19 protein-coding genes are annotated in these 25,951 nt (G+C 72.5%); 11 read left to right on the top strand and 8 right to left on the bottom strand.

From position 1 onward, the window contains the following. The first annotated feature begins 214 nt into the window (after window positions 1-214). The 6 genes from BMW85_RS49940 to BMW85_RS35085 all read left to right on the top strand — a co-directional run bounded on the left by BMW85_RS49940 (window position 215) and on the right by BMW85_RS35085 (window position 7,743). Window positions 215-2,311, top strand: coding sequence for a hypothetical protein (locus BMW85_RS49940; protein ID WP_177241043.1), 2,097 nt, complete (start codon window positions 215-217; stop codon window positions 2,309-2,311). A 110-nt stretch (window positions 2,312-2,421) separates the two neighbouring features. After that, the gene (locus BMW85_RS35105; protein ID WP_091090280.1) at window positions 2,422-3,585 is read left to right on the top strand and encodes a glycosyltransferase; all 1,164 of its coding nucleotides are present in this window, start codon (window positions 2,422-2,424) and stop codon (window positions 3,583-3,585) included. A 10-nt stretch (window positions 3,586-3,595) separates the two neighbouring features. Beyond that, entirely contained in the window at window positions 3,596-4,294 is a 699-nt protein-coding gene (locus BMW85_RS35100; RefSeq protein ID WP_091090278.1) for a class I SAM-dependent methyltransferase, read from the top strand. A gap of 78 nt (window positions 4,295-4,372) precedes the next feature. Continuing rightward, window positions 4,373-5,074, top strand: coding sequence for a polysaccharide deacetylase family protein (locus BMW85_RS35095; RefSeq protein ID WP_177241042.1), 702 nt, complete (start codon window positions 4,373-4,375; stop codon window positions 5,072-5,074). 34 nt (window positions 5,075-5,108) lie between these two features. Then, entirely contained in the window at window positions 5,109-6,584 is a 1,476-nt protein-coding gene (locus tag BMW85_RS35090; RefSeq protein WP_091090273.1) for a hypothetical protein, read from the top strand. A gap of 25 nt (window positions 6,585-6,609) precedes the next feature. Continuing rightward, window positions 6,610-7,743, top strand: a complete 1,134-nt coding sequence (locus tag BMW85_RS35085; protein WP_177241041.1) for a carboxylate-amine ligase — start codon at window positions 6,610-6,612, stop codon at window positions 7,741-7,743. Here the strand turns inward: BMW85_RS35085 and BMW85_RS35080 are convergent. From BMW85_RS35080 to guaA, 4 genes are all read right to left on the bottom strand, one after another. After that, a complete protein-coding gene (locus BMW85_RS35080) occupies window positions 7,740-8,207 on the bottom strand; it encodes a response regulator (RefSeq protein ID WP_091090269.1) in 468 nt (155 codons plus the stop codon). The two genes, BMW85_RS35085 and BMW85_RS35080, sit on opposite strands and share 4 nt — an antisense overlap. Then, window positions 8,204-9,793 (bottom strand): sensor histidine kinase, encoded by a 1,590-nt coding sequence (locus BMW85_RS35075; RefSeq protein WP_091090267.1) that lies wholly within the window; start codon window positions 9,791-9,793, stop codon window positions 8,204-8,206. The genes BMW85_RS35080 and BMW85_RS35075 overlap by 4 nt, the downstream gene beginning before the upstream one ends. Continuing rightward, a complete protein-coding gene (locus BMW85_RS35070; protein ID WP_091090265.1) occupies window positions 9,790-10,980 on the bottom strand; it encodes a PP2C family protein-serine/threonine phosphatase in 1,191 nt (396 codons plus the stop codon). Before BMW85_RS35070 ends, BMW85_RS35075 begins: the two co-directional genes overlap by 4 nt. 152 nt (window positions 10,981-11,132) lie before the next feature. Further along, on the bottom strand, window positions 11,133-12,680 hold the full coding sequence (gene guaA, locus BMW85_RS35065; protein ID WP_091090262.1) for a glutamine-hydrolyzing GMP synthase: 1,548 nt from the start codon (window positions 12,678-12,680) through the stop codon (window positions 11,133-11,135). Between the two features lie 97 nt (window positions 12,681-12,777). Between guaA and BMW85_RS35060 the strand changes: the two genes are divergently transcribed. Beyond that, window positions 12,778-13,716: a hypothetical protein gene (locus BMW85_RS35060; RefSeq protein ID WP_091090257.1), complete on the top strand. Its 939-nt coding sequence runs from the start codon at window positions 12,778-12,780 to the stop codon at window positions 13,714-13,716. Between the two features lie 37 nt (window positions 13,717-13,753). Here BMW85_RS35060 and BMW85_RS35055 read toward each other — a convergent pair whose 3' ends face one another. Then, the gene (locus BMW85_RS35055; RefSeq protein WP_091090254.1) at window positions 13,754-15,244 is read right to left on the bottom strand and encodes a DUF885 family protein; all 1,491 of its coding nucleotides are present in this window, start codon (window positions 15,242-15,244) and stop codon (window positions 13,754-13,756) included. 88 nt (window positions 15,245-15,332) lie between these two features. Here BMW85_RS35055 and BMW85_RS35050 point away from each other — a divergent pair, with 88 nt between their 5' ends. Then, window positions 15,333-16,076 (top strand): N-acetyltransferase, encoded by a 744-nt coding sequence (locus BMW85_RS35050; protein WP_177241040.1) that lies wholly within the window; start codon window positions 15,333-15,335, stop codon window positions 16,074-16,076. Here BMW85_RS35050 and BMW85_RS35045 read toward each other — a convergent pair. The 3 genes from BMW85_RS35045 to BMW85_RS35035 are packed head-to-tail and all read right to left on the bottom strand — an operon-like array spanning window position 16,057 to window position 20,260. Next, window positions 16,057-17,055: a PLP-dependent cysteine synthase family protein gene (locus BMW85_RS35045; protein ID WP_091090250.1), complete on the bottom strand. Its 999-nt coding sequence runs from the start codon at window positions 17,053-17,055 to the stop codon at window positions 16,057-16,059. The genes BMW85_RS35050 and BMW85_RS35045 overlap by 20 nt on opposite strands. 53 nt (window positions 17,056-17,108) lie before the next feature. Then, window positions 17,109-18,758 carry an FAD-dependent oxidoreductase gene (locus BMW85_RS35040; RefSeq protein WP_091090247.1) on the bottom strand — a complete coding sequence of 550 codons (1,650 nt, stop codon included), beginning with the start codon at window positions 18,756-18,758 and terminating at the stop codon, window positions 17,109-17,111. Beyond that, window positions 18,755-20,260 (bottom strand): succinic semialdehyde dehydrogenase, encoded by a 1,506-nt coding sequence (locus tag BMW85_RS35035; protein ID WP_091090244.1) that lies wholly within the window; start codon window positions 20,258-20,260, stop codon window positions 18,755-18,757. The genes BMW85_RS35040 and BMW85_RS35035 overlap by 4 nt, the downstream gene beginning before the upstream one ends. 73 nt (window positions 20,261-20,333) lie before the next feature. Here BMW85_RS35035 and BMW85_RS35030 point away from each other — a divergent pair, with 73 nt between their 5' ends. The 3 genes from BMW85_RS35030 (at window position 20,334) to BMW85_RS35020 (ending at window position 25,946) form a co-directional block, all read left to right on the top strand. Continuing rightward, the gene (locus BMW85_RS35030) at window positions 20,334-22,583 is read left to right on the top strand and encodes a protein kinase domain-containing protein (RefSeq protein WP_091090243.1); all 2,250 of its coding nucleotides are present in this window, start codon (window positions 20,334-20,336) and stop codon (window positions 22,581-22,583) included. 31 nt (window positions 22,584-22,614) lie between these two features. After that, window positions 22,615-24,567, top strand: a complete 1,953-nt coding sequence (locus BMW85_RS35025; protein WP_245775242.1) for a beta-propeller domain-containing protein — start codon at window positions 22,615-22,617, stop codon at window positions 24,565-24,567. Between the two features lie 122 nt (window positions 24,568-24,689). Then, window positions 24,690-25,946, top strand: a complete 1,257-nt coding sequence (locus tag BMW85_RS35020) for a S8 family serine peptidase (RefSeq protein WP_091090239.1) — start codon at window positions 24,690-24,692, stop codon at window positions 25,944-25,946. Window positions 25,947-25,951: the final 5 nt, after the last annotated feature.

Below are 25,951 nucleotides of genomic sequence, written 5' to 3'. Positions count from 1 at the left end.
GACGTCCCTCGGCGACGTCCCCCGATGGCGTCCTCTGCGTCGCTCTTGAGGGATTGCGGGTGGGTGGGGGCCGCCGTGGTGACGTGAGTTCGGCGGGCGGAGGGTGGGCGGGGGTTTGGTGGGTGGTCCCCTGGTGGGGCGAATTGTGGGGTGGTTGCCTGCGTCGGCGCTGGGTGTCGGCGTGGTTGTGGTGTTTCTGGTGTGTGGGGTCTCCGTGCGGGACCTGGGCGTGTTCGGGGCGTATCTCGGAGGTGGGGTCGCGCTGCCGGGGGTGCTTTTGTGGCGGGCGTTGACCGGTGGGCGTGCGTGGGCGGGGTTGGAGGAGCTGGCGGCCGGGGTGGCGGTCGGGTATGCGGTCGAGGTGCTGGCCTACCTGCCGGCTCGGGCGGTCGGGATGCCGCGGCTGGTGCTGGTTCCGTCCGTGCTGGTGGTCGGGGTTTTTGTGGTGGTGCCTGGGTTGCGGCGGTTCTGGAGGAACGCGGGGCGGGAGCGGGTGCCGGGGTGGTGCGGGTGGGCGCTGGGCGGGGTGGTCGGGTATCTGGTGGTGTGGAGTGCGCTGTTCCTGTATCGGGTGCCGGTCGGGAGGGCGTACGTGGACATGCCCTATCACCTGGCGCTGCTCGGGGAGGTCAAGCGGCAGGTGCCGCCCACGTTCCCGTCGGTGCTGGGTGAGCCGCTCCCCTACCACTGGTTCGTGTACGCCGAGATGGCGGCGACGAGCTGGGTGACCGGGATCGAGCCCGTCACGCTGGTCTACCGGCTCTCCACGTTGCCGATGACCGCCGCGTTGGTGGTGCTGGTGGCGGCGGTGGGGCGGCGGGTGGGCGGGAGCTGGGCGGCCGGGGTGGCGGCGGTCGGGGTCACGTACTTCCTGTTCGGGCCCGTGCTGCAGGACGGCGTGGTGTTCACGACGCGGTCGATGTTCACGGCCTGGGCCAGTCCCACGCAGACGTTCGGGGCGCTGCTCTTCGCGCCTGTGGTGTTGCTGCTGGTGCGTGGGGTGCGGGGGCGGGATTGGGTGGTGCTGGTCCTGCTGGTGGCGGTGCTGGCCGGGGCCAAGGCGACGTTCCTGCCGTTGTTGCTGGCCGGGGCGGTGCTGGTGGCGGGGGTTCGGTGGGTGGTGGAGCGGCGGGCGCCGGGGCGGTGGCTGGGGGTGGCGGGGCTCGCGCTCGGGGGGCTGGTGGTGGCGCAGGCGGTGCTGTTCGGGAGGGGGACTCAGGGGACGGAGATCGAGCCGTTCGCGACCATGCGGGTGTTGTGGAGCGGCGTGACCGGGGTTTCTCAGGGCGACCCGGCGGGGGTTCTGGGGGTGCTGGCGGCGGTGCAGTTGTTCTGCCTTGCGTGTGTCTGGGGCGGGGTGGCTGGGCTGGGGTGGCGGCGGCTCAGGGAGCCGGAGGTTCTGTTGCTGGTCGGGATGGGGGGTGCCGGGGTCGGGGCGGTTCTGGTGCTGGGGCATCCGGCGGAGTCGCAGTTGTACTTCCTGGAGAGTGTCCGGCCTTATCTGTCGGTTGCGGCTGTCTGCGGGGTTGGGGTGGCCGGGCGGGCGTGGGCAGGTGAGGGGAGGTCGGCCGCGCGGGCGGTGGGCGTGGCGGTGGCGCTCGGCGCGGGGGTGGCCATGGTGGTCGCCGGGGTCCAGGGGATGGTGCGGGGGTTCGTGCGGGTCGAACCTGATCTGGGTGGGTTGATGGGGGTGGTGGGGCCCTATCTGGTGCTGGTGGCGGTCACGGTGGTGGTGGTCGTGGTCGTGGTGCGGCGGAGGCCCCTTGTTCCGGCTCGGGCGGGGGTGGTTCTGGTGGTGGTCGGGGTCATGGCGGGGTACGGCGTGCCGGCGTCGGCGGTCGAGATGGTTCGGCATGTGGTGCCGGACGAGGGGCGGCGGGAACGGGTGGTGCCGCGCGGTGGGCGGGAGGCGGCGCGGTGGTTGCGGGAGCACTCGCGGGCCGGTGACGTCGTCGCGACGGATCTGCACTGTCGTCCGGTCATCGCGCCGGGGTGCGACAGCAGGCACTACTGGGTGGCGGGGTTCAGTGAGCGGCGGGTGCTCGTGGAAGGGTGGGCGTACGCCGAGAGCACGTTGTCCCGGGCCAGGGCGTACGGCGGGTCCTACCTGAGCGTGCCGTTCGCGGACACGGCGCGGCTCGCCGCGAACGACGCGGTGTTCGCGGCGCCGACGCGGGAGAACGTGCGGCGGCTCGCCACCGGCTACGGGGTGCGGTGGCTTCTCACCAGGATCGATCCGCGGCTCGACGGCTACGCCGCCCTGCGCTTCAGCAACAGGGCGTTCGCCGTGTACGAACTTCCGGCCGGGTAAAAGGATGCCCCCCTTCGGGGAATGCGCGCAGAAAACGCACCCGCCCCGCGAGGGGCCCCAGCACCATTTCCCTGAACGACGGCCACCCAGGCAAGGGATCAGGGGACTCGATGGACACGCGTTCCGCCATGCAGCCGACCTTCCGCGTCCTGGACACGGCGGCCCGTCCGGCGAGCGTCGACATCGTCATCCCCGTGCTCAACGAGGAGCGTGCCCTTCCCGGCTGCGTCCGTACGCTGGCGGCCTTCCTCGACGGCGGCTTCCCGCTGCCGTGGCGGATCACGATCGTGGACAACGGCAGCACCGACGCGACCTGGCCGGTCGCGACTGCGCTGGCCCGCGAGTACGACCGCGTGCACGCGCGCAGGATCGACGTACGCGGCCGGGGCGCGGCGCTGCGGGCGGCCTGGGGGGAGAGCCAGGCCGACATCGTGGCGTACATGGACGTGGATCTGTCCACGGACCTCGACGCGCTGTTCCCGCTGGTCGCGGCGGTGGCCAGCGGGCATTCCGAGATCGCGATCGGCACCCGGCTGGGTCGTGGCGCGCGCATCCGCCGCTCGGTGCGCAGGGAGGTGATCTCGCGCGGGTACAACGCGCTGCTCAGGCACGGGTTCCGTGCGGGGTTCAGCGACGCGCAGTGCGGGTTCAAGGCGGCGCGGGCCCGCGTGGTACGGCCGCTCATGGACAAGGTCGAGGACGACGGCTGGTTCTTCGACACCGAGTTGCTGCTGCTCGCCGAGCACAACGGGCTGCGCGTGCACGAGGTGCCGGTGGACTGGGTCGAGGACCTGGACTCGCGGGTCCAGGTGGCCCGTACGGCGCTCGACGATCTGCGGGGCCTCGCCCGGGTGGCGTGGTCGATGGCGGCGGGGCGGGCCCGTGTTCCGTTGGCCCGGCCCGAGCTGGTGCCGTGCCATCCGGACGCGCGGCCGGCCCGCCTGCGAGGAGGAGGGCCGCCGGGCTGGGCGTTCGCCGGCTCGCTGCACGTGTTGTTCTCCGCCGTTCTCTATGCAATGGTTTATTGGCCGATGCGGGATTTCCAGGAACCCGCTACGGCGGCCACGTGCGCGCTTGTCCTGGCTGGCACCGCCGGCGCCGTGCTCAGTTTCCGCACGGCGCTGTTCTTCGCCGTGAACCTCGCGCTCACCGTGGCCCTCCTGCACACGCTGCCGCCACAGGCCGGGCGGATGGCCGAGGTGGGCGTGGTCGTCGCCGCGTACTGCCTGCTCATGGTGATCCGCGCCGCCACGTCACCCCTCACGAGGAACTGAGAACACATCAATGGAGACCGAGGAGATCCGCCGGCTCATCGCGCTGGAAGACGCCCACTGGTGGTACCGCGAGCGCCGCGCGATCCTGCGACGGGAGCTGCGCGAGCTGGGCCGGCCCGGAGTGGCGCTGGACATCGGCGCGGCGGGCGGAGGCAACACGCGGGTGCTCGCCGAGGCGGGCTGGGACGCGACCGCCACCGACATGGACGAGTCGGCCCTGGAGATGGCGCGGTCACGCGGGGTCCCCGCGGTCCGGGCGGACGCGCGGGCGCTGCCGTTCGGGTCGGGCAGCGTCGATCTGGTGACCGCGTTCGACGTGCTGGAGCACGTACGCGAGGACCATCTGGTCACCGAGGAGATCGCGAGGGTGCTGGCGCCGGGTGGGCACGTGCTGATCGCGGTGCCGTGCGACATGGCGTTGTGGTCGGCGCACGACGACGCGGTGGGGCACGTACGCCGCTACCGGCGCGAGTCGCTGACGATCGTGGTCGAGAAGGCCGGGCTGCAGGTGGACCGCGTCTGGAGCTGGAACGTGCTGCTGCGGCCCGTGGTCAAGTGGCATCGGCGGCGGTCGGTGGGGAGCGATCTGAGCAAGGTGCCGACGCTGCTCAACGCGGGGTTGTCGGCGGTGATCCGGGCTGAGCGGTATCTGCCGGTCAGGTCGTTGCGCGGGGTGAGCCTGTTCCTGCGGGCCCGGCTGAAGCGCTGATCCAGCCGGGCCGCAAGATGTGATCTTGGTGGGAGGATGGGGGCGCGGGCGGGCCCGGTTGGCTCTAGGCTTGCGGTCGTGGTGACTCATGCCCTCCTCGCCGCCGCCCTGACCCTGTCGTCCGCCCCGGCCGCCACCGCCGCCGCCACCTCCGCCGCCGAGGCGCGGGTGGACTGCGCCCGCGTGAAGTGCCTGGCGCTGACCTTCGACGACGGTCCCGGCGCGCAGACCCCCACGCTGCTCAAGACGCTGCGCAAGGCGAACGCCAAGGCGACGTTCTTCCTGGTCGGCAAGCGGGTCGAAGAGCTCCCGAAGATCGCCAGGCAGACGCTGGCCGAGGGGCACGCGGTCGGTGACCACACCTACTCGCACCAGTCGCTCAGGGCGCTGCTGGACGAGGAGATCAGCCAGGAGATCCGGCTCGGGCGGGACGTCATCCAGCAGGCCACGGGATACCGGCCGACGATGTTCCGCCCGCCCTACGGGCACACCGACGACCGCGTGCTGCGGATCGCCGACGAGGCCGGGATGTCGCAGATCATGTGGACCGGCACGACGCTCGACTGGTCGCTCCGCGACGCCCGCAAGATCACCGCGACCGTGCTCAAGCTGGCCAGACGTGACGGCGTGATCCTCATGCACGACACGGTCCCGGCCACCGTCAAGGCGATGCCGGGCATACTCAAGGAGCTGAAGAAGCAGGGCTACCACCTCGTCACCGTCCCGACGCTGGCCCGCGGCGGCGGCAAGGCGCTGGGGGCCGGAGTGAGCTACCCCTGACGACGCCCGACTCCCTGCTCCGATGGCGAGAATCATGGGGAGCGACGACGCCCCGGCGGGCCTGACCCGGCCCCGGCGCCCCTGGTGGCCTGCGCTCGCCACCTTCCTCGTCGCCCAGGCGGTGCTCGCGTGCTGGTGGGCGGCCTTCTACCCCGGCCTGTTCAGCCGCGACTCGGTCCTCTACCTCAGCCACACGATCGCCGGCCCGTGGGTGAGCGATCATTCGGTGCTCTACGACGCGCTGCTGTGGCTGAGCTTCACGCATACCGGTGACCTGGGCGCGGTCACGTTCGGGCAGACGACGGCCATGGCGGCGGCGCTGACGTTCCTGGCGCAGTCGCTGAAGGCGGTGGGGGCGCCGCGCCGGCCCACCACGGCGGTGGCGATGCTGATGCCGCTCGCGCCGCCCGTGGGGGCGTTCACGGTCACGTTGTGGAAGGACGTGCCGTTCACGATCTGCGCGGTGGCGGTCGCGGGGGTGTGCGCGCGCTTCGCGGCGGCGCGGCGGGTGAGCGGGCCGGGGCTCGCCGGGCTGGCGGCGCTGGCACTGGCGCTCGGGCTGTTCCGGGCGAACGGCTTCGTCGTGGTGGGCGTGGCCGTGGCGGTGCTGGCCCTCGTCGTACGGACCCGCCGGGTGCGGCTGCTGCTGGCCGGCGTGGTCGCGGCGGCGCTGCCGCTGGTGCTGACGAACGCGGTGCTCCCCCGGTTCGGGATCGTCCCCCCGTCCCCGACGTACGTCTACCACACGGCCTTCGGCGACGTCGCGGTGGCGTTCCGTGACCGGCCGAAGCTGTTCGGCGAGCGGGACCGGGCGCTGCTGGAGTCGGTGGCGCCGCTGGACCGCTGGTGGTGGGGCGGCACCTGTTCCACGGTCAACACGCTGATCTGGCGGGAGGACTTCAGCTGGCAGCAGGCCGACGCGCGCGCCGGCGAGCTGCTCGCGCTGTGGCGGCGGCTGCTGGTCGAGGATCCCGGGCTGATGGTGGAGACGCGGCTGTGCCGGGGCGCGATCGCCTGGCGGCCGGCGGGCGACCCGCTGCTGACGGGCGGCACGACGTACCGGCTGTCGCTGCGGCCGACCGCCGACACCTACGTCGGGCCCGGCAGGGTGACGGACTTTCCCGGCCGGTGGGTGTTCTCGCTGCGCCCGCTGTCGTACGAGCTGTACCAGGTGGCCGATCCCTGGCTGACGGGGTCGCTGGCCCCCGAGTACGACTGGGCGCTGTGGCGGGGGGCGTCGTGGGCCTACCTGTCGTACCTGGCGGTGGCGGCGGGGGCGCTGGCCGGGCGCAACCGGTACGTGCTGGGCGTCGCGGCCGTGGTCGCCGGGCAGCAGCTGGCGGTCCTGGTCAACATCTCGGCCCAGGACTTCCGCTACATGGCCGCCCCGATCCTCATCGGGGCGCTGCTGGCGCCGCTGCTCCTCGGCAGTCTGTGGCGCCTGGCCCGCTTCACGGATGCCTTTGACAGGTGCAAACGGCTCATTTCTGGAAAGAGGACGGCTCCTTGAACAGGGCATAGAGGCGGGAGAGATCATGGCAGGTCAGACGGGATCCTTCACGGTGGGGGTCGAGGAGGAGTTCCACATCGTGGACCTGCGGACCAGGCACCTTTCGACCCGTTCGGGGCCCCTGCTCGACGCCCTGCCCAAGGGACGTTTCTCCGAGGAGTTGCAGCGTTCCACGATCGAGGCCAACAGCGCGCCCTTCGCCCGGCTGGAGGACCTCGCCGCGGACCTCTGCGAGCTGCGCGGACAGCTCGTGCAGGCCGCGCGCGAGCTGGGGCTGGGCATCGTCGCGGCCGGCACGGTGCCACTGGCCGACAAGTCGCGCATGAAGGTGTCGGACGACCCGCGCTACGAGCGCATGCTGGACGACTACCAGCTCCTCACCCGCGAGCAGCTCATCTGCGGCACGCAGGTGCACGTCGAGATCCAGGACAAGGACCTCGCGACGGCGGTGGCGCACAGCGTGACGCCGTGGCTGCCGCCGCTGCTGGCGCTGTCGTGCAGCTCGCCGTTCTGGTTCGGCGAGGACACCGGGTACGCCAGCTACCGCACGCTCGTGTGGCAGCGCTGGCCCACGTCGGGGCCGATGGCGAAGTTCGACTCCGCCGCCGACTACGAGCGGATGATCCAGGATCTCATCCAGGCCGGCACGATCACCGACCCCGGGATGATCTATTTCGACGTGCGGCCGTCCGCGCACGTGCCGACGGTGGAGCTGCGGATCTGCGACTCCTGCCCGCGGGTGGACGACATCGCGCTCATCGCCGGGCTGTTCCGGGCGCTGGTGGTCCGGGAGCTGGCGGCGGTGCGGCGGGACCCGTACCGCGAGATGCAGCTGGAGCCGGTGCGCGCGGCCACCTGGCAGGCCACCCGGTCCGGGCTGGAGGGCGACCTCGTGGACCCGGTCGAGGGCGTGCCGCGGCCCGCCGCCGAGGTGTTCATGAACCTGGTGGACGGGCTGCGGCCCGAGCTGGAGGAGGCGGGCGACTGGGAGCTGGTGTCCGTCCTGGCCCGCGAGGCGCTGGCGCGGGGCAGCTCGGCCGCCCGGCAGCGGCGGGCCTACCAGCGGGAGGGCCGGCTGTCGGACGTCGTGGACCTGCTGCTCGACGAGACCCGGGAGTGCTCCTGGGACGGCCCGTCCTCCTACCGGCCGGCGGCCTAGGCGCCCGGCATGCTGCCCGGCGCCTGGAGGCGGCCGGGCAGCCGCACCACGGTGACGAAGAACTCGTCGATCTGGCGGATGACGGCCAGGAACCGCTCCAGGTCGACGGGCTTGGTGACGTACGCGTTGGCGAACAGGTCGTAGCTGCGCAGGATGTCCTCCTCGGCCGAGGAGGTCGTGAGGACGACGACGGGGATCGCGCGCAGCTCGGGATCGCCCTTGATCTTCTCCAGGACCTGGCGGCCGTCGTACTTCGGCAGGTTGAGGTCGAGCAGGATGAGGTCGGGGCGGGGGGCGTCGGCGTAGGCGCCGCGCCGGTAGACGAAGTCGAGCGCCTCCAGGCCGTCCCTGACGACGTGGAGGTTGTTCTGGATCTTGTTGTCCTCGAACGCCTCGCGGGTGATCAGCTCGTCGCCGGGATCGTCCTCGACGAGGAGCACTTCTATGGCCTGCGCTGTGGTCATGAGTCGCTTTCTTGGTCGGGCTCGGAAAGGGGCCCGGAGACGGGCAGGGTGAAGCGGATGCGGGTGCCTCCGGTGTAGCCGGTGTCGAGCCAGATGCGGCCACCGTGGTTCTCGACGATCTTCCGGCACATCGCCAGGCCGATGCCCGTGCCGCCGTAGGTCTCGCGGTTGTGCAGGCGCTGGAAGATGACGAAGATCTTCTCGGCGAACTCGGCCTCGACGCCGATGCCGTTGTCCTCGACCGCGAACGCCCACTCGCCCTCGTCGCCGGGCTCGCACGTGATGCGGATCTCCGGGGTCTCCCCCGCGCGGCGGAACTTGATCGCGTTGCCGAGGAGGTTCTGCCAGAGCAGGCCGAGCATCGTCCGGTCGCCCATGACGGTGGGCAGCTCGGCGGGGCGCTCGACGCGGGCCCCCGACTCCTCGACGGCCGCGCCGAGGTCGTCGAGCGCCTTGTCGAGCACGTCTTCCAGCTCGACCGGCTTGCGGTCGTCGTACATGCGGCCGACGCGGGAGAAGCTGAGCAGGTCGTTGATGAGCACCTGCATGCGGGTCGCGCCGTCCACGGCGAAGTGGATGTACTGGGCGCCGCGCTCGTCCAGCACCGAGCCGTAGCGTTTCTGCAGGAGCTGGCAGAACGTGGCGATCTTGCGCAGCGGCTCCTGGAGGTCGTGCGAGGCCACGTACGCGAACTGCTCCAGCTCGGCGTTGGAGCGGCGCAGCTCCACCGCCTGCGCGTCGAGGTCGGCGGCCTGGGCGCGCAGCTGTCCCTGGTGCTCGTGCGACTCCTGCAGCGCGTGCACCATCTTCTTGCGCATCAGGTTCACGTCGCGGGACAGCTCGCGGATGTCCGCCGGGCCCCGTTCGGGGATCGGATGGTCGAAGTCGCCGGTCGCGATGTGCCGGGAGGCCACCCGCAGCTCGTCCAGAGGCCGGCCGACCGCCCGGCGCAGCAGGATCGCCATCGCGAGGCCGGCCAGCAGGAACAGCACGATCATGGCGAGGAAGGCCCAGTCGCGGATGCGCTGCGCCGCCCGCAGGTCGGCCTGCTCGGCGGCGCGGGCCCCGGTCAGCTCCGCGGAGAGCCGGTCGAGGCGGGACCGGATCGCGTCGAAAGTCTGTTTGCCGCCCTCGTTGCCCGCCTCGGAGACGGTGGCGTCGGCCCGCTTGGCGGCGATCGCGGGCTCCGCGTACGCCCGCCGCCACGACGCCGCGTCCGCGCGGACCGTCTCGACCTCCGCGACGAGCCGCGGATGCTCCTGGAGCAGCGCCGCGATGCGCTCGACGCTGCTCTGCTCGGCCCGCACGCCCTGCGTGTACGGGTCCAGGAAGTCACGCCGCCCGGTGAGGAGGTAGCCGCGGACGCCGGTCTCCTGGTTGAGCAGGGCGTTCTCCAGCTGGGCGGCCTCGATCCTGGCCGGGGAGAGCCGGTCGATGAGCTGGTCGGACAGGCGGGCGGTGCGGTCCAGCATGATGGTGGCGACCACGGCGCAGACGATCACCAGCACCGCCGCGACCGCCAGCACGGCGACGAACCAGGCGTGGACCGTGAGGCGGCGCCAGCCGCGCGCGGGGGAATCGTTCACAGCTCGTCTTTCCAGCGGAGGTGGACCACGGCGAGGTCGTCGGCGGCGGTCTCGGGCGCGGCGGTCTCGACGTCCTCGACCAGCGCGTCGATGAAGGACTGACCGTCGAGGTGCGCCCGCCGCCTGGCCAGCTCCAGCAGGCCCTCCTCGCCCAGCCAGCGGGCCCGCTCGCCGGGCAGGCGGCGCTCGAACAGCCCGTCGGTGAACAGCGTCAGCCCGCCGCCCGGCGGCAGCTCCATGACGTGCTGCTCCCACTCGCTCTCGAAGGGCAGGCCGAGCGCGGGGCCCTGCGCCGGCTCGGCCAGGGAGATGCCCTCGGGGGTGTGGACGAGCATGCCGGGGTGGCCGGCCCGCCAGAGGCGCACCGTGCGCCGGTCCGGCTCCAGCACGAGCGTGGACATCGTCACGAAGATCTCGGAGCTGGACCGCTCGGCGTCCAGGATGCGCTGGAGCTGCCGCAGCAGCGCGCCGCCCTCCATGCCGCTCAGCACCAGCGCCCGCCAGGCGATGCGCAGGCAGACGCCGAGCGCCGCCTCGTCGGGGCCGTGGCCGCACACGTCGCCGATCACCGCGTGCACGACCTTGTCGTCGGACTCGACGACGTCGAAGAAGTCGCCGCCGAGGGTGAGGGAGCCGCGGCTCGCCTGGTAGCGGGAGGCGACCTGGATCGGCATGGTCTCCAGCAGCGGGGTCGGCAGCAGGCCGCGTTCGAGCCGGGCGTTCTCCTTGGCGCGTACGCGCTCGGCGTGCAGCGCCACGGCGGCCTGCTCGGCCTGCTTGCGCTGCATGGCGTAACGCAGCGCCCGGCCCAGCCACTCGGCCTCCACCCGGCCCTTGACGAGGTAGTCCTGCGCGCCCGCGGTCACCGCGGCGAGGCCCGCCTGCTCCTCGGCGAGGCCCGTCAGCACCACGACGGCCGCGTCGCCGGCCTCCTCCAGCACGGCCGACAGCGCCGAGAACTCGTAGGCGTCGGGCAGGTCGAGATCGAGCAGCACGCACTGGGGGCGCAGCCGCGCCAGCGCCTGCCGCGCCTGCTTCACCGAGCGCGCCCATTCCAGGCGTACGGCCAGGCCGCTGTCCTCCAGCAGCTCGCGGACGATCAGCGCGTCCTGCGGGTCGTCCTCGACCAGCAGGACCAGCGGCGCCGCGCCGCCGTGCTCACCAGCGTGCTCACCAGCTTGGGGCATACAGGCGTGTCATCCTTCCCGCCAGCGCCAGGTGCCCCCGCGCCGGCCGGCGCCTCGGGCGTCCCGTCACCAACCTGGTCGCGAGTTGGCGCAGAGCCAGATTCACTTCCCCCCGTTGTCACGATTATGCGCGGCTCGGCCAATCGATGGGCTCACTCCCACTCGATGGTGCCCGGGGGCTTGCTGGTCACGTCGAGGACCACCCGGTTGATCTCGCGTACTTCGTTGGTGATGCGGGTGGAGATGCGCGACAGCACGTCGTAGGGGACCCGCGACCAGTCGGCGGTCATCGCGTCCTCGGAGGTGACTGGGCGCAGCACCACCGGGTGGCCGTAGGTGCGGCCGTCGCCCTGCACGCCCACCGAGCGCACGTCGGCCAGCAGCACCACCGGGCACTGCCAGATCTGCCGGTCGAGGCCGGCCCGCGACAGCTCCTCGCGGGCGATCGCGTCGGCCTCGCGCAGGATCTCCAGCCGCTCGCGGGTCACCTCGCCGACGATGCGGATGCCGAGGCCGGGGCCGGGGAACGGCTGCCGCCAGACCATCGCGGCCGGCAGGCCCAGCTCCTCGCCCACGCGGCGGACCTCGTCCTTGAACAGCGTGCGCAGCGGCTCCACCAGCGTGAACTGCAGGTCCTCCGGCAGGCCGCCGACGTTGTGATGCGACTTGATGTTGGCGGTGCCGGTGCCGCCGCCCGACTCCACGACGTCGGGGTAGAGGGTGCCCTGCACCAGGAAGTCGACCGGGCCGTCGGCCATGATGGCGCGCTGCTCGTCCTCGAAGACGCGGATGAACTCGCGACCGATGATCTTGCGCTTCTCCTCGGGGTCGGTGACGCCCGACAGCGCCTTGAGGAAACGCTCGGCGGCGTCGACGACCCGCAGCTTGACGCCGGTGGCGGCCACGAAGTCGCGCTCGACCTGCTCGGCCTCGCCCTTGCGCAGCAGCCCGTGGTCGACGAAGACGCAGGTCAGCCGGTCGCCGATGGCCCGCTGGACGAGCGCGGCGGCCACCGCGGAGTCGACCCCGCCGGACAGCGCGCAGATCGCCCGGCCGTCGCCGACCTGGCGGCGCACCGCCTCGACGGACTCCTCGACGATGTTGAGCATGGTCCAGCTCGGCCGGCAGCCGGCCGCCTCCAGGAAGTGCCTGAGCACCGCCTGGCCGTGCTCGGAGTGCAGCACCTCCGGGTGGAACTGCACGCCGTAGAGACCGCGGCCGGGGTGCTCGAAGGCGGCGACCGGCGTCTCACGCGTGGAGGCGGTCACCGTGAAGCCCTCGGGCGCCGCCGCGACGCTGTCGCCGTGGGACATCCAGACCTGCTGGCTGGCCGGCAGCCCGGCGAAGATGACGCCCTCGTCGAGCACGTCGAGCGAGGTGCCGCCGTATTCGGCCGTGCCGGTGCGGGCGACCGTGCCGCCGAGCGCCTGGGCCATCGCCTGGAAGCCGTAGCAGATGCCGAACGTGGGCACCCCGGTCGAGAACAGGCCGTGCGGCACGGGCGGAGCTCCCTCGGCGTAGACCGAGGATGGCCCGCCGGACAGGATGATCGCTTTGGGGTTCTTCGCCATCATCTCCTCGACGGGCATCGTCGAGGGGACGATCTCCGAGTAGACATGGCACTCGCGCACCCTCCGGGCGATGAGCTGCGCGTACTGTGCGCCGAAGTCGACCACCAGCACCGTGTCGAATTCTGACACCGAGAGAACCCCCCAAAGGCGAAGTGCGGTGACTCCAGTCTATCGGTCCCGGATATTACGCCTGGCCTGCCGCGGGCTCTCGTGCTAACACAGGACGATGGATCTTGTCTGGCCGGCGACCGCCTGGGCGCTCTGGGCGGCCGCGCTGGCCGTCGCCGTCGTGGTGGCCGGCAGGGAGCGGCCCGCCGCGTCCCCGACGCCCGCAGGGGAGCCGGCTCCGCGGGCGGTGGGCGAGCTGCTGCGCGGGATGCGGGCGCAGGAGGTGTTCCACGCGACGCTGTCCGAGCTGGCCGAACGCGGGCCGGCGCGGATCGAGGGCGACCGGCTCGCCCTGGCGCCCTTCGCCGGGGAGGAGGCTTTGCCGGCGTACCAGCGGTGGGCGCTGGAGCGGGTGCGGGCGCGGCTGGCGGGCCTCGATCTCGCCGACGAGGCCGAGTCGCCGCTCGTCGCCCTCATGCCGGACGGGGCCGACCTGGAGGGCGAGTTCGCGCCGCTGGTCCGGCGGCGGGCGATCGAGCTGGGGCTGGCCCGGCGGCGCTGGCCCAGCCTGCTCGTGCCGGTCGGGCTGGCCGTCGCGCTGGCCGCCCCCTGGTACGTCACCGTCGCCGAGGCCGGGGTGTCCTGGCTGGGCGGGATCGCGACGATGGTGTCGTTCGTGGCGGGCGGGAGCCTGCTGCTCGGCGGGCGGGGGTTCCTGCTCACCGCGCGCGGCAGGGAGGTCGCGGCCGGACCGGCGCCGCAGCGGGAGTGGATCTTCACGGGCAGCGGCTGGCAGGGGGCCGGCATCGAACCCGCCGGCTACGCCCCCGGCGGCCCCCGCCGGCACGAGGTGGCCGGGCACGTCGTCAAACGGTGGTACGACACCGAGCGGGAGACGCGCTACCTCGCGCTGCACGACGGGCGTTCGGAGCGGGCCAAGGCGTTCGCGGTGGATCACGGCACCTATAAGGACGTGCTGCCGGGCGACTGCGTACGCCTGCTGGTGCGGCGCGAGGGCGACGTGGTGCGGGTCCTGACCCACGAGCGCCACTGGTGACGGGCCCGCCGGAGCTTGGGCGGGCCCGTCAGGACGCCTACAGGATCGCGCCGATCAGTCCCAGCGGCGGCGCGCCGAGCGCCAGCAGCTCCCGGTGGAAGCGCTGCACCGTGAAGCCCGTGCCCCACTCCTTGCGGGCCTGCTCGCGCAGGTCGAGGATGAGCAGCTTGCCCCAGGTGTAGCGGCCGTACGTGGGGTCGAACGTGGCCCGCCTGGCCTCCGACAGCGCCGCGGGGCCGAGCAGGTGCGTGTCGGACTCGAAGCGCCGCGCGCCCTCCTCGACCGTGAACTGCCCGGTGTGCACGCCGATCGCGCAGGCGAGCCGGGTGACGCGGAGGAGCGCCTCCAGCCAGACGCCGATCTCGAAGCGCGGGTCGTCGGGCTCGAAGCCCTCCTCGACGCACAGCTCCTCGGCGTAGTGCGCCCAGCCCTCGACGAAGGCGCTCGACATGAGCAGCCTGCGCACCTCGGAGGGGGCGTGGCGCATGGCGCGGGCGTGCGAGAAGTGTCCGGGCGCGACCTCGTGGACGTTGATCGCGGGCAGCGTCGTGTGGCTGAAGACCTCCAGCCACTCCTCCTGCTCCTGCCGCGGCCAGGACGGGTCCGGCGGCGTGATGTGGTACCAGGACGGGCCTTCGGGCTCGGCGGGCGCGTTCCACGCCATCATCGCCATGGCCCAGCTCCGCGACTCGGGCGCGGGGCCGACGAGGCACTCGCCGTCGTGGTACGGCACCAGGTCCTTCTCCCTGGTGAACGCGATGGCCTTGGCGGTGCCGGCCCTGGCCGCCTCGATGACCTCGTCCGCGTCGGGGTGCTCCTTGACCAGCTCCCTCGCGACCTCCAGCGGCGGTTCGGAGCGGCCGAGCCTGGCGCAGGACTCGGCGAGCAGCGACATGAGCCGGTCGCGCTCGGCGTCGGCGCGCTCGGCCAGCCGCCCGAGGTCCACGGGCAGGCCCTCGGCGGTGCCCATGAGCCTGCTGAGGGCGTCGGTGCCGAGCGCGGCGTCGGGGTCGCCCTCGGTGGCGGCGCGTTCGAGGTGGGCGACGAGCCGGCCGTGGGCGGCCAGCGCGGCCTCGTCGGTGACGCCGGCCGCGAGGCCCTTGACCGCGCCCATGAGCGACCGCGCGACGGGGGCGCTGACCTGGTCAAGGGAGGCGATCGCGCCCTCGACGGCCTCGGGCCAGAGCGCGAGGTGGGCGGCCTTGGCCCGGTCGCGGTCCTCGGCGGGGCCGTAGTCGCGGTCGTAGCAGGCCAGTTCGAGGTTGGACAGGTGCGGCATCGGGTTCTTCCGGTGCAGCTCCAGCTCCCCGAACTGGAAGCGCAGGCTCTCCTCGAACACCTGTAGGTGCTCGGCGTCGTGCGGATCGCCGGGCGCGGCGCCCTCGCCGAGCCGCGCCAGCCCGGCGCGCACGCCCTCGGGCGACAGGTCCTGGACGTGGCCGTCGTACTCGTGCCTGCCGCCGGCCTCGCGCGCCTCGGCCACGATGAGGTCGGCGACCGCGCGCAGCCTGGGGGTGAGTTCTGTCATGGGCCGACGGTAGCGCACGGCGATAAATCCCTTTAAGGGGTGAAAAACCGGGCGCTTGCCGGTGAAGGGGGATGTGACAATGATCAGCATGGCCCTGACGATCACCACTCTCGCCGAGCGGCCGGAGTTCGCCGCGACGCTGTGGGAGATGGACCACACCTGGCCGGAGTTCGCGCTCAACGACCCGCTCGCCGACCTGTTCTACCCCTTCACCGACACCACGTACGCGGAGTACGTGCTGGTGGCCGATGACGACGCCGACCCGGGGCGGCCGGTGGCGCGGGCCTGCATGATGCCCTATCGGTCGGAGGCCGCCGAGCTGCCCGACGACGGCTGGGACGGCGTGATCCGGCGCGGCTGGCTGGCCCGCGAGCGGGGACAGCGCCCGAACGGCGTCTCCGCGCTGGAGATCAGCGTACGCAAGGACCGGCAGGGCGGGGGGCTGTCGGGCGTCATGCTCCGGGCGATGCGCGAGCGCGCCGCCGCCCTCGGCTTCGCCGAGCTGGTCGCCCCCGTCCGCCCCAACCACAAGCACCTGGAGCCCAGGACCCCCATGGCGGAGTACGCCTGGCGCACCCGCGAGGACGGCCTGCCGTACGACCCGTGGCTGCGGGTGCACGTGCGGGCGGGTGGGAAGATCGTGAAGGTGGCCCCGCGGTCGATGGTGGTGGCGGGCACGCTCGCCGAGTGGCGGACGTGGACCGGCCTGCCCTTCGACCGCTCGGGCGAGGTCGAGGTGCCGGGCGCGCTGACCCCGGTGCTCTGCCGCGCCGAGCACGACCACGCGGTCTACGTGGAGCCGAACGTCTGGGTCAGCCACCCGCTGAGCTGACGGGCCCGTGAACGCGGTCGCGGAGCGTGCCCAGGTGCGGCGCCACGTCGAGGCCCTTCGCCGCCGCCCACGCGTCGTCATGGCAGGTCGCCAGGTGGCGCTCGGCGGCATCGCCGATCAGCGACACGACCGTGCCGCCCTCGCCCCGGGCGCGCAGGCGTTCGACCAGCTCCAGCGCCGCCCAGAGGGCGGTGCCCGAGGAGGGGCCGACCGGCAGGCCGGTGACCTCGCGCAGGCGGCGGGCCGAAGCGACGCTCGCCGCGTCGGGCACGGGCACGACCAGGTCGACGAGGTCGAAACGGAAGCCGGGCTCGACACGGGGGCGGCCGATGCCCTCGATCCGCGACGGCATGCCCGTGCCGTAGTCGGAGGCGTCGAGGGTCCAGCCGGGGAAGTAGGCGGAGTTGTCGGGGTCGGCGACCGCGACGCGGCAGGGCAGGCCGAGCTCGCGGGCCCGCGCGCCGAGACCGGCCGAGGTCGCGCCGGTGCCCGCGCCCGTCACCACCCAGTCGGGCCGGACCTGGCCGAACAGCTCGTCGGCGAGGTCGTGCGGCGCCGCGCGGCCGAACTGGTCGAGGAAGTGGCCGCCGAGCGCGCGGGCGGCGTCGTAGATGGCGAGCGGCGGGGTCACGAAGCGGCACTCGCCGCCCAGCGCCTCCACCGGCCGCGCGCGGGCCTCGGTGCGCTCGCCGGGCATCACCACGACGTAGGGCAGGCCGAGCCGCCGCGCGAACCACGCCTGCGCGACGGCGGCGTTGCCCCCGGTGGCCTCCACCACGGTCGTGCCCTCGGAGACCAGGCCCTCGGCGATCGCCCGCTGGAACAGGGCCCGCGCGTGGCGGTGCCTGAGGCTGCCGGTGGGCTGCCGCGACTCGTCCTTGAGCAGGAGCCGGACGCCCGGCGCGGCGACCGGGAGCTCGATCAGCGGGGTCGGCGGCTCGGGCCCGAGGAGCGCGAGCGCGGACGTGGTCCAGGTCACCCCCTCACCCTGCCATCCTCGGGCCCGCCGGAGCCCGCGCGTTCGCCAGGGGCCTACTCGGGGAGGGCGGCGGGGGCGCCCTTCGGGACCGCCGGGTGGCGGGGCCGGACCGGGGCGAGCCGCGCGTACGCCGAGCCGAGCGGCGGACGCGGATCGGGCTCCCCCGCGTTGGGCCAGAACGACAGGGCGCGCTCGGCCTGGGCGGTGATGGTGAGCGACGGGTTCACGCCCAGGTTGGCCGAGACCGCCGAGCCGTCCACGACGTGCAGCCCCTCGTGGCCGTACACGCGGTGGTAGGGGTCGATGACCCCCGCGCCTGGCGAGTCGCCGATCGCGCAGCCGCCGAGGAAGTGGGCCGTGGTCGGGACGTCGAACAGGTCGAGCCACGTCCCTCCGGGCATGCCGCCGATCTCGGCGGCGGCGTGCCGCACGGCCTCGTGCCCGGCCGGGATCCAGGTCGGGTTGGGCTCGCCGTGCCCCAGCGAGGAGCGCAGCCCGAACCGGCTCCGGCGCACGGTGATCGAGTTGTCCTTGGCCTGCATGACCAGGGCGATGACGGTCCGCTCCGACCAGCGCCGCAGGTCGAGCAGGCGCAGCGCGCGCAGCGGCTGCCTGGTCACCTCGCGGGCGAAGGCGCGCAGGCGGTTCTGGCCGCCGTCCACGAGCAGGGTGCGGAGCAGGCCCATGGCGTTGGAGCCGTCGCCGTAGCGCACGGGCTCGATGTGGGTCTCGGCGTCGGGGTGGATGGAGGAGGTGATCGCCACGCCGCCGTTGAGCTTCTCGCCGCCGCTCCCCAGGCGCTCGACGCCGAGCAGCGCCTCGGAGTTGGTCCGGGTCAACGCCCCCAGCCTGGACGACAGCCGCGGCAGCACGCCCTCGCCGCGCAGCTTGTGGAGCAGGCGCTGGGTGCCGTACGTGCCCGCCGCGAAGACCACCTGCCGGGCCGTGAACGTACGGCGGCGCAGCGGCGAGCCCGTCCGGTGCGCGGACACCTGGTAGCCGCCGGACGGCAGGGGCCGCACCGAGGTGACCGTGCACTCCGCGTAGATCCTGGCCCCGGCCCGCTCGGCGAGATGGAGGTAGTTCTCGGTCAGCATGTTCTTGGCGCCGAAGCGGCAGCCTGTCATGCACGCGCCGCACTCGACGCAGCCGCGCCGCTCCGGCCCCGCCCCGCCGAAGTAGGGGTCCACGCCGTCCGGCCCGAAGTAGACGCCGACCGGGGCAAGGCGGAAGGTGTCGGCCACGCCCATCTTCGCGGCGACCCTGGTCATGAGCTCGTCGGCGGGGGTGAAGGTGGGGTTGGGCACCACGCCGAGCATGCGCTTGGCCTGGTCGTAGTGGGGGGCGAGCTCGGCCCGCCAGTCGGTGATGCCCGCCCACTGCGGGTCGTCGAAGAACGGGGCGAGCGGCTCGTACAGCGTGTTGGCGTACACCAGGGACCCGCCGCCGACCCCCGCACCCGCCAGCACCATCACCTTGCTGCCCCGCTCGCCACGCAGCAGGTGGATGCGCTGGATGCCCTTGAGCCCCAGCCACGGCGCCCAGAGGAAGTCGCGGATCCGCCAGGAGGTGACGGGCAGGGTGGTCGCGTCGAAGCGGCGGCCCGCCTCCAGCACCCCGACCCGGTAGCCCTTCTCGGCCAGGCGCAGCGCCGCGACGCTGCCGCCGAACCCCGAGCCGATGACGAGGACGTCGAAGCTCATCGGACGCCGAGCCTCCGCATCGCCTTGAGCGTGCCGGCCAGGACCCCGGCCCACGCCTCGGCCGTCAGGTCGAACGGCGGCTCGAAGCCCAGCCAGCCCGCTTGCGCGGCCACCGTCTTCGGCTCGGTGTAGCGCAGCAGGCCCTCAGCGCCGTGGCGGCGGCCGAGGCCGGAGGACTTCATGCCGCCCATGGGGGCGTCGTAGGAGGCGTACGCGGAGCCGTACCCCTCGTTGATGTTGACCGTGCCGGCCTTGATCCGGGCGGCGAGCCGGCGTCCGCGCGCCACATCCGTGGTCCAGACGGAGGCGTTGAGCCCGTAGACCGTGTCGTTGGCGAGTTCCACCGCCTCGTCGTCGGTCCCGAACGGGTAGAGCGCCACGACCGGGCCGAACGTCTCGTTCCTGCACAGCTCCATGTCCTCGGTGACGCCTGCGAGCACGGTGGGCTCGTAGAACAGCGGGCCGAGGTCGGGCCTGGCCCGGCCGCCGGCCAGCAGCCGCGCGCCTTTGGCGAGGGCGTCGTCCACGTGCGCGGCGACCGCGTCGAGCTGCCGCCGCGAGGACAGGGAGCCCATCTGGACCGACCAGTCGTGACCCGCGCCCAGCTTGAGGTTGCCGACCTGCCTGACGAAGCGGCGGGCGAACTCCTCGAAGACGGACTCGTGCACGTACAGGCGCTCGGTCGACAGGCAGAGCTGGCCCGCGCTGGTGAAGCAGGCGCGCAGCGCGCCCTGCACCGCCACGTCCAGGTCGGCGTCGTCGAGCACCAGCATCGGGTTCTTGCCGCCGAGCTCCAGCGAGCAGCCGATGAGCCGCTTGGCCGCCTCCTCGGCGATCTTCCTGCCGCCGCGCGTGGAGCCGGTGAACGCCACGTAGTCGGCGTGGTCCAGCAGCGCGTCGCCGATGTCGGCCGGCTCGCCCAGCACGACCTGCCAGATCTCGCGCGGCATGCCCAGCTCGGCGAGCAGGTCGATGGTCCACAGCGTGGACCGGGCGGTCTGCGTGTCCGGTTTGTGGACGACGGCGTTCCCGGCCAGCAGCGCGGGGACGATGTCGGTGACGCCGAGCGACAGCGGGTAGTTCCACGGGGAGATCACCGCGACCACGCCCTTGGGCTCGCGCAGCTCGGTGACCCGGGTGGCGAGCGGGAAGATGCCCTGGCGGCGGGCCGGGGCGAGCAGGCGGGGCGCCCGGCGGGCGTAGTAGAGGCTGCAGCCCGCGACGTCGAGCACCTCCTCCATGGCGTGCTTGCGGGCCTTGCCGGTCTCGTCCTGGACGAGGTCGAGGATCTCGTCGCGGCGGTCGAGTATCGCGTCGTGCAGGCGCAGGAACGGCTCCGCCCGCGCGGCGGCCGGTCGCGCGGCCCACGCGGCCTGGGCGGAGCGCGCCCGCCGGTAGGCCGCCCGTACGTCCTCGACGTCGCTGAGGGCGAGCTCGGCGATGGTCTCGCCGGTGAAGGGCGAGATGATGTCCTGGGTCCTGCCGGGGGCGGTGGCACGCATGGCAGAAGGATATTCCGCTTGCCTACTCACCGGTAGTTTTTGCGGATCCGCGTGGTAGCGCAACAATCCCTACATGGCATCCTTCGCTCCGCTACGCCCAGGAGATCCGCAGCGGCTGGCGGGCCTGGAACTCCTAGGCCGGCTCGGCGAGGGCGGTCAAGGCGTCGTCTACCTCGCCAAGGACCAGTCGGGCACGCTCGTGGCCGTCAAATGGCTGCGCCCCGACCAGGCCGGCGACGCCGTCAGCGTGGAGCGGTTCCTGCGCGAGGTGCAGGTGGCCCAGCAGGTGGCGCCGTTCTGCACGGCCGCCGTCCTCGGCACCGGCGTGGAGCAGGACCGCCCCTACATCGTCAGCGAGTACATCGAGGGCCCCTCACTGCACCGCGTCGTGCAGGAGGAGGGGCCGCGCACCGGATCGGTGCTGCACCGGCTGGCCATCGGCACGGCCACCGCCCTGGCCGCCATCCACCAGGCCGGCATCGTGCACCGCGACTTCAAGCCGGCCAACGTGATCATCGGCGCCGACGGGCCGCGGGTCATCGACTTCGGCATCGCCCGCGCGCTCGACGCCACCTCGACGATCAGCAGCATGGTCGTGGGCACGCCGTCCTACATGCCGCCCGAGCAGATCATGGGGCACACCGTGGGGCCGGCGGCCGACATGTTCGCCTGGGGCAGCGCGATGGTCTACGCGGCGTCGGGGCGGGCGCCGTTCGGCAGCGACACCATGCCCGCCGTGATCAACCGCGTGCTCAACCAGCAGCCCGACCTCGGCGTGCTGGAGGGCCAGCTGCTCGACGTGGTCACCGACTGCCTCAACAAGGACCCCGCCCAGCGGCCCACCGCCGAGCAGGTGATCATGCGGCTGCTCCAGCATCCGGCGGCCGGCTCGGGCATCCTCGCCCAGGCCGCCGCCGAGGCCGCGCCCCAGAGCCCGGCCGGCCCGCCGGCCCCGCACGGCCCTTCTGCCGCCTACCCGCCACCCGGCCGGCCCTCGGGCCCCCAGCCCAGCGGGCCGATGTCAGGCCCGCACTCCGGCCCGCACCCGGGCGGTCCGGCGTCGGGGCCGGTGCCGTACCCGCAGTCGGGTCCGCTCCCGGTCGCCCACGGGAGCCACGTCCCGCCGCCCATGTCCCAGCCATGGCAGCCGCCGGCCCCGCCGTACGGCCAGCCGACCTACCCCAGCATGTACGGCCAGCAGCCGCCCCGCCCCAAGAGCCGCGGCCCGCTGATCGCCGGCATCACCGCCGGCGTGGCGTTACTGCTGCTCGCGGGCGTCATCGTGATCGTCAGCCTGGACAAGTCGAACAACGGCGCCAAGGTCGTCGCGTCCGGACCCCCCTCCGAGAGCACCAGCACCCGGGAGAGCACGTCCCCGTCGCCGTCCCCCGAGACCGGCGTCCCGCGCGAGGGCCGGCGCAGGACGCTCGCCGGCGGCGCCATCCACCTCTACGAGACCCCCTCCGACGCCGTCCTCCTGACCTCCTACGAGGTCTACGACAAGAAGAAGGAGGACTGGACCGACTACGCGCGCGACTCGCTGCAGGGCACGTCGTTCACCAAGTACGCCGGCAACTGGGAGTCCAGGGTCTCCCCCGACGGCCGCTACCTCGCCACCCGGGGCCGCGACTACAGCTCCGACAACCACGACTTCGTCGTGGTCACCGACCGCACGACCGGCGAGCGCTCGACGATCAAGACGGTCAAGTCGCCGCTGATCAGCAGCATCCGGGACTGGTCGAAGGACGGCACCAAGATCCTGCTCAACATCGAGCGCAAGACCGGCGCGGACAAGTGGGTCTATCTCGGCTTCGTCCTCGTGGACGTGACCGCCAAGAAGGCCGACGTGGTCAACGTGAGCGACACCGCCGTCCGCGACACCGCCTTCGGCTTCGACGCCGAGGACGAGGGCGCGATCAACGTCTACGGCGACGAGAAGAACCGCGGCCTGCGCTTCTTCGACACCCGGGGCAAGGCGACCCGCTCGCTGCCCGGCATCGGCACGCTGTCGGCCGGCACGCAGAGCGTCTTCTCGCCCTCCGGCAAGACTTTCGTCACCAACTGCCCCAACGGCGGCGACGGCGACCACTGCGTCTGGGACACCGCGACCGGTGAGCGCGTGCACAAGTTCGGCTCCGACTGCGACAAGGTGCTCGGCTTCTACGACGAGAGCCACCTCTACTGCTGGGAGCAGGACAACAACGACGTCGACGAGATCCAGGTGGTCGACTTCACAGGAAAGCTGGTGCGCAGGCTGCTCGACGTGCCCGACGACCTCGACTTCAGCCCGGCGTTCACCGTCAATCCGCAGCACCGCTCCTGAACCGCCCGCCCCCGCGAGCCGTGATAGGGGCATGAGAACGTTGATCCGTACGGTCGCGACCGTCGCCGCGCTGGCGGCGGTGGCGGCCTGCACCTCTTCCGCGGGGAAGTCCGCGGAAGAGCCGCCCGCTCGCCAGAAGCCGTCGTCGCTGGGCGCGATCCGCCTGGTGTCCTACAGCGGCTGCGACGACCTGCTGGCGGGCCTGCGCGAGCACGCGGCCGCGAACGTGTCCCCCTGGGGGCTGGGCGGCGTCATGCCCATGATGATGGAGCGCTCGGACACGGCGGCCACGGCGAAGCAGAGCACGCCCGAGCACTCCACCACGAACGTGCACGAGGCCGGTGTGGACGAGCCCGACCTGGTCAAGACCGACGGCGACCGGGTCGTGACCGTCACGAACGGCACCCTGCGGATCATCGACACCGCCACCCGCAAGGTGACGGGCTCGCTCAAGCTGACCGAGGGCGACCAGCACTACTACGCCCCCGCCGACCTGCTGATGGCCGGGGACCGGGCGCTGGTGCTGTTCCGCGGCTACGGCGACATCATGGTCAAGAGCACCCGCATGGTCCCGATGGGCGACACCCGGTACGTGCTCGTGGACCTGGCGGGCGGCCGGCCGAAGGTCATCGGCACGGTCAAGCCGTCGGGCACGTACGTGGACGCCCGCATGGTCGGCTCGACCGTCCGCATCGTCACCCGCAGCCAGCCGCAGATCGAGTTCCCGCAGGCCGAGAACACGACGGAGGCCGAGCAGCTCAAGCGCAACCAGGAGACGGTCCGCCGCGCGCCGCTCGACGCCTGGCTGCCGAAGCTCCAGATCACCGACGCCGCGGGCAAGGTCACCGACAGCTCAGTGCCGTGCGAGCGGATCAGCCACCCGGCCGACTACACGGGGACGTCGCTGCTGACCGTCCACACCCTCGACCTGGCGCAGGGCCTCACCGCCGCCGGCACCGACCCGATCGCGCTGGCCGCCGACGGCGACATCGTCTACGGCACCGGCACCAGCCTGTACGTCGCCAGCAACCCGCGCTGGTGGTTCCCGCTGCCGCAGCTGCCCGTCGAGGAGACCCCGGCCACCGGCGAGGCCCCGGCCGTGGAGCCGACACCCACGGAGCCGAGCCCGACCCCGACGGCGCCGCCGGAGGAGACCGAGATCCACCGCTTCGACGTCGGCTCGCCCGGCCCGCCCGCGTACGTGGCCTCGGGCAAGGTCGCGGGCCGCCTGCTGAACCAGTACTCGCTGTCGGAGTACGACGGCCACCTGCGGGCCGCCACCACGATCGTCTCCGCCGACGGCCGCGAGAGCTCCAGCACCGTCCACGTGCTCGACGCCCGCACGCTGGCGAAGACCGGTGAGGTCGGCGGTCTCGGCGAGGGCGAGCGCATCTACTCGGTGCGCTTCATCGGCCCGGTCGGCTACTGCGTCACCTTCCGCCAGGTGGACCCGCTCTACACGCTGGACCTGCGCGATCCGGCGCGGCCGAGGGTGACGGGGGAGCTGAAGATCACCGGCTATTCGGCGTACCTGCATCCGGGCGCCGAGGGGCGGCTGATCGGGATCGGCCAGGAGGCCAGCGACAAGGGCCGCACGCTGGGCACGCAGATCTCGCTGTTCGACGTCAGCGACCCGGCCGCACCGCGCGTGCTGTCGCGGTTCTTCCAGAAGGAGTCCGGCTCGGAGGCCGAGTGGGACCCGCACGCGTTCCTGTACTGGCCGAAGACGGGCCTGTCGGTGATCCCCCTCTACCAGCAGGACGGGTCGGGCGCGCTGGTGCTGCGGATCGACGACTCCGGGGTGTCGAAGCTCGGCATGATCAGGCATCCGGCGCAGCGGCAACAGGGCAGCGACCAGCCATACCAGCCCGGTATCCAACGCTCGATCGTCATCGGGTCCTCGGTCTGGACGCTGTCGCAGGAAGGGCTGCAGGTCAACGACGCGGCGAGCCTCGACTCACAAGCGTGGATCCCACTCCGTTAGGCAAGCAAAAGATACCTGTTAGTAGTTAACAGGCGTCTTTTGTATGGACTTACCCGACAAGTCGTGAAACTTTTGCTGACAGCAACCTGTCCGATCTTCATCGAGAAAGGGCTCACGCTGCCATGCGATCACTCACCCCCCTGCTCGCATTGCTCGTCGGCGCGCTGGCGTTACCCTTGACGCCGCTCGGCGCGTCGGCCGCCGTCACGACCGGCGCGACCGCCGACGAGGGCACGTACATCGTCCAGCTCAGGCCGATCACCCGGGAGGCGCCGAGCAGGCTCGCCGCCGACCAGACCGCCCAGTACGGCGGCCGGCTCGTCGGCGTGTACGAGCACGCCTTCAAGGGCTACACCGCCCAGCTCACCGCCGAGGCGGCCGAGCGGCTCAAGAAGAACCCCAACGTGCTGAGCGTCGAGCCCGACGCCGAGGTCCACACCTTCGCCCAGACCGTTCCCACGGGCGTACGCCGGATCTTCGGCCCCAGCAACCCCAACCTCGACATCGACGGCGTGGACGACGTACGCATCAACACCGACGTCGCGGTCGTCGACACCGGCGTGGACTACACCCACCCCGACCTCAATGTGGTGGCCCGCACCAACTGCCAGACCGGCATCTGCGTCAACAACTCCGGCACCGACGACAACGGCCACGGCTCCCACGTGGCCGGCACCATCGGCGCCCTCGACAACAGCATCGGCGCGGTCGGCGTCGCCCCCGGCGCCCGCATCCACGCCGTGAAGGTGCTCAACTCCGCCGGCTCCGGCACCCTGTCCGCCATCGCCGCCGGCATCGACTGGGTGGTGGCCCGCGCCGCCACCATCGAGGTCATCAACCTGAGCCTCGGCTGCAGCGGCTGCTCAAGCAGCGCGATCAGCAGCGCGATCACCAACGCCACCAACGCCGGCATCGTGGTCGTCGTGGCGGCAGGCAACAGCCACGCCAACACCTCCAGCTTCTTCCCGGCCAACCACGCCGACGTCGTCACCGTCTCGGCGCTGACCGACAACGACGGCCTGGCCGGCGGCGCCGGCGGCAGCACGCTGTCGTGCCGCAGCGAGACCGACCAGGACGACACCTCGGCGTTCTACTCCAACTACGGCTCCACCGTCGAGATCACCGCGCCCGGCACCTGCATCTACTCGACCTGGCGCAACGGCGGCTACAACACGATCAGCGGCACCTCGATGGCCAGCCCGCACGTGGCCGGCGCGGCCGGCCTCCTCACCGCGGGCACCCGCAAGCCCACCAACCGGGCCGGCGCGCTGGCCGTGCGCAGCACGCTGATCTCGACCGGCAACTTCAACTGGACCGACGACTCGGGCGACGGCGTCAAGGAGCCGCTGCTCGACGTGCACGACGCCACGAAGTACTGATCCTG

Source organism: Nonomuraea wenchangensis (genome assembly GCF_900111685.1).
GTDB classification, from domain to species: domain Bacteria; phylum Actinomycetota; class Actinomycetes; order Streptosporangiales; family Streptosporangiaceae; genus Nonomuraea; species Nonomuraea wenchangensis.
The sequence above is the reverse complement of the archived record's forward strand: the minus strand, read 5'-3'. Positions and strand labels throughout refer to the sequence as shown.

What these genes read in the sequence shown, in the direction of transcription:
- BMW85_RS35105 (WP_091090280.1), top strand. Translation starts at nt 2,422, where the DNA reads ATGGACACGCGTTCCGCCATGCAGCCGACCTTCCGCGTCCTGGACACG.
- BMW85_RS35100 (WP_091090278.1), top strand. Translation starts at nt 3,596, where the DNA reads ATGGAGACCGAGGAGATCCGCCGGCTCATCGCGCTGGAAGACGCCCAC.
- BMW85_RS35090 (WP_091090273.1), top strand. Translation starts at nt 5,109, where the DNA reads ATGGGGAGCGACGACGCCCCGGCGGGCCTGACCCGGCCCCGGCGCCCC.
- BMW85_RS35085 (WP_177241041.1), top strand. Translation starts at nt 6,610, where the DNA reads ATGGCAGGTCAGACGGGATCCTTCACGGTGGGGGTCGAGGAGGAGTTC.
- BMW85_RS35080 (WP_091090269.1), bottom strand. Translation starts at nt 8,207, where the DNA reads ATGACCACAGCGCAGGCCATAGAAGTGCTCCTCGTCGAGGACGATCCC.
- BMW85_RS35070 (WP_091090265.1), bottom strand. Translation starts at nt 10,980, where the DNA reads ATGCCCCAAGCTGGTGAGCACGCTGGTGAGCACGGCGGCGCGGCGCCG.
- BMW85_RS35060 (WP_091090257.1), top strand. Translation starts at nt 12,778, where the DNA reads ATGGATCTTGTCTGGCCGGCGACCGCCTGGGCGCTCTGGGCGGCCGCG.
- BMW85_RS35055 (WP_091090254.1), bottom strand. Translation starts at nt 15,244, where the DNA reads ATGACAGAACTCACCCCCAGGCTGCGCGCGGTCGCCGACCTCATCGTG.
- BMW85_RS35050 (WP_177241040.1), top strand. Translation starts at nt 15,333, where the DNA reads ATGGCCCTGACGATCACCACTCTCGCCGAGCGGCCGGAGTTCGCCGCG.
- BMW85_RS35040 (WP_091090247.1), bottom strand. Translation starts at nt 18,758, where the DNA reads ATGAGCTTCGACGTCCTCGTCATCGGCTCGGGGTTCGGCGGCAGCGTC.
- BMW85_RS35035 (WP_091090244.1), bottom strand. Translation starts at nt 20,260, where the DNA reads ATGCGTGCCACCGCCCCCGGCAGGACCCAGGACATCATCTCGCCCTTC.
- BMW85_RS35030 (WP_091090243.1), top strand. Translation starts at nt 20,334, where the DNA reads ATGGCATCCTTCGCTCCGCTACGCCCAGGAGATCCGCAGCGGCTGGCG.
- BMW85_RS35025 (WP_245775242.1), top strand. Translation starts at nt 22,615, where the DNA reads ATGAGAACGTTGATCCGTACGGTCGCGACCGTCGCCGCGCTGGCGGCG.
- BMW85_RS35020 (WP_091090239.1), top strand. Translation starts at nt 24,690, where the DNA reads ATGCGATCACTCACCCCCCTGCTCGCATTGCTCGTCGGCGCGCTGGCG.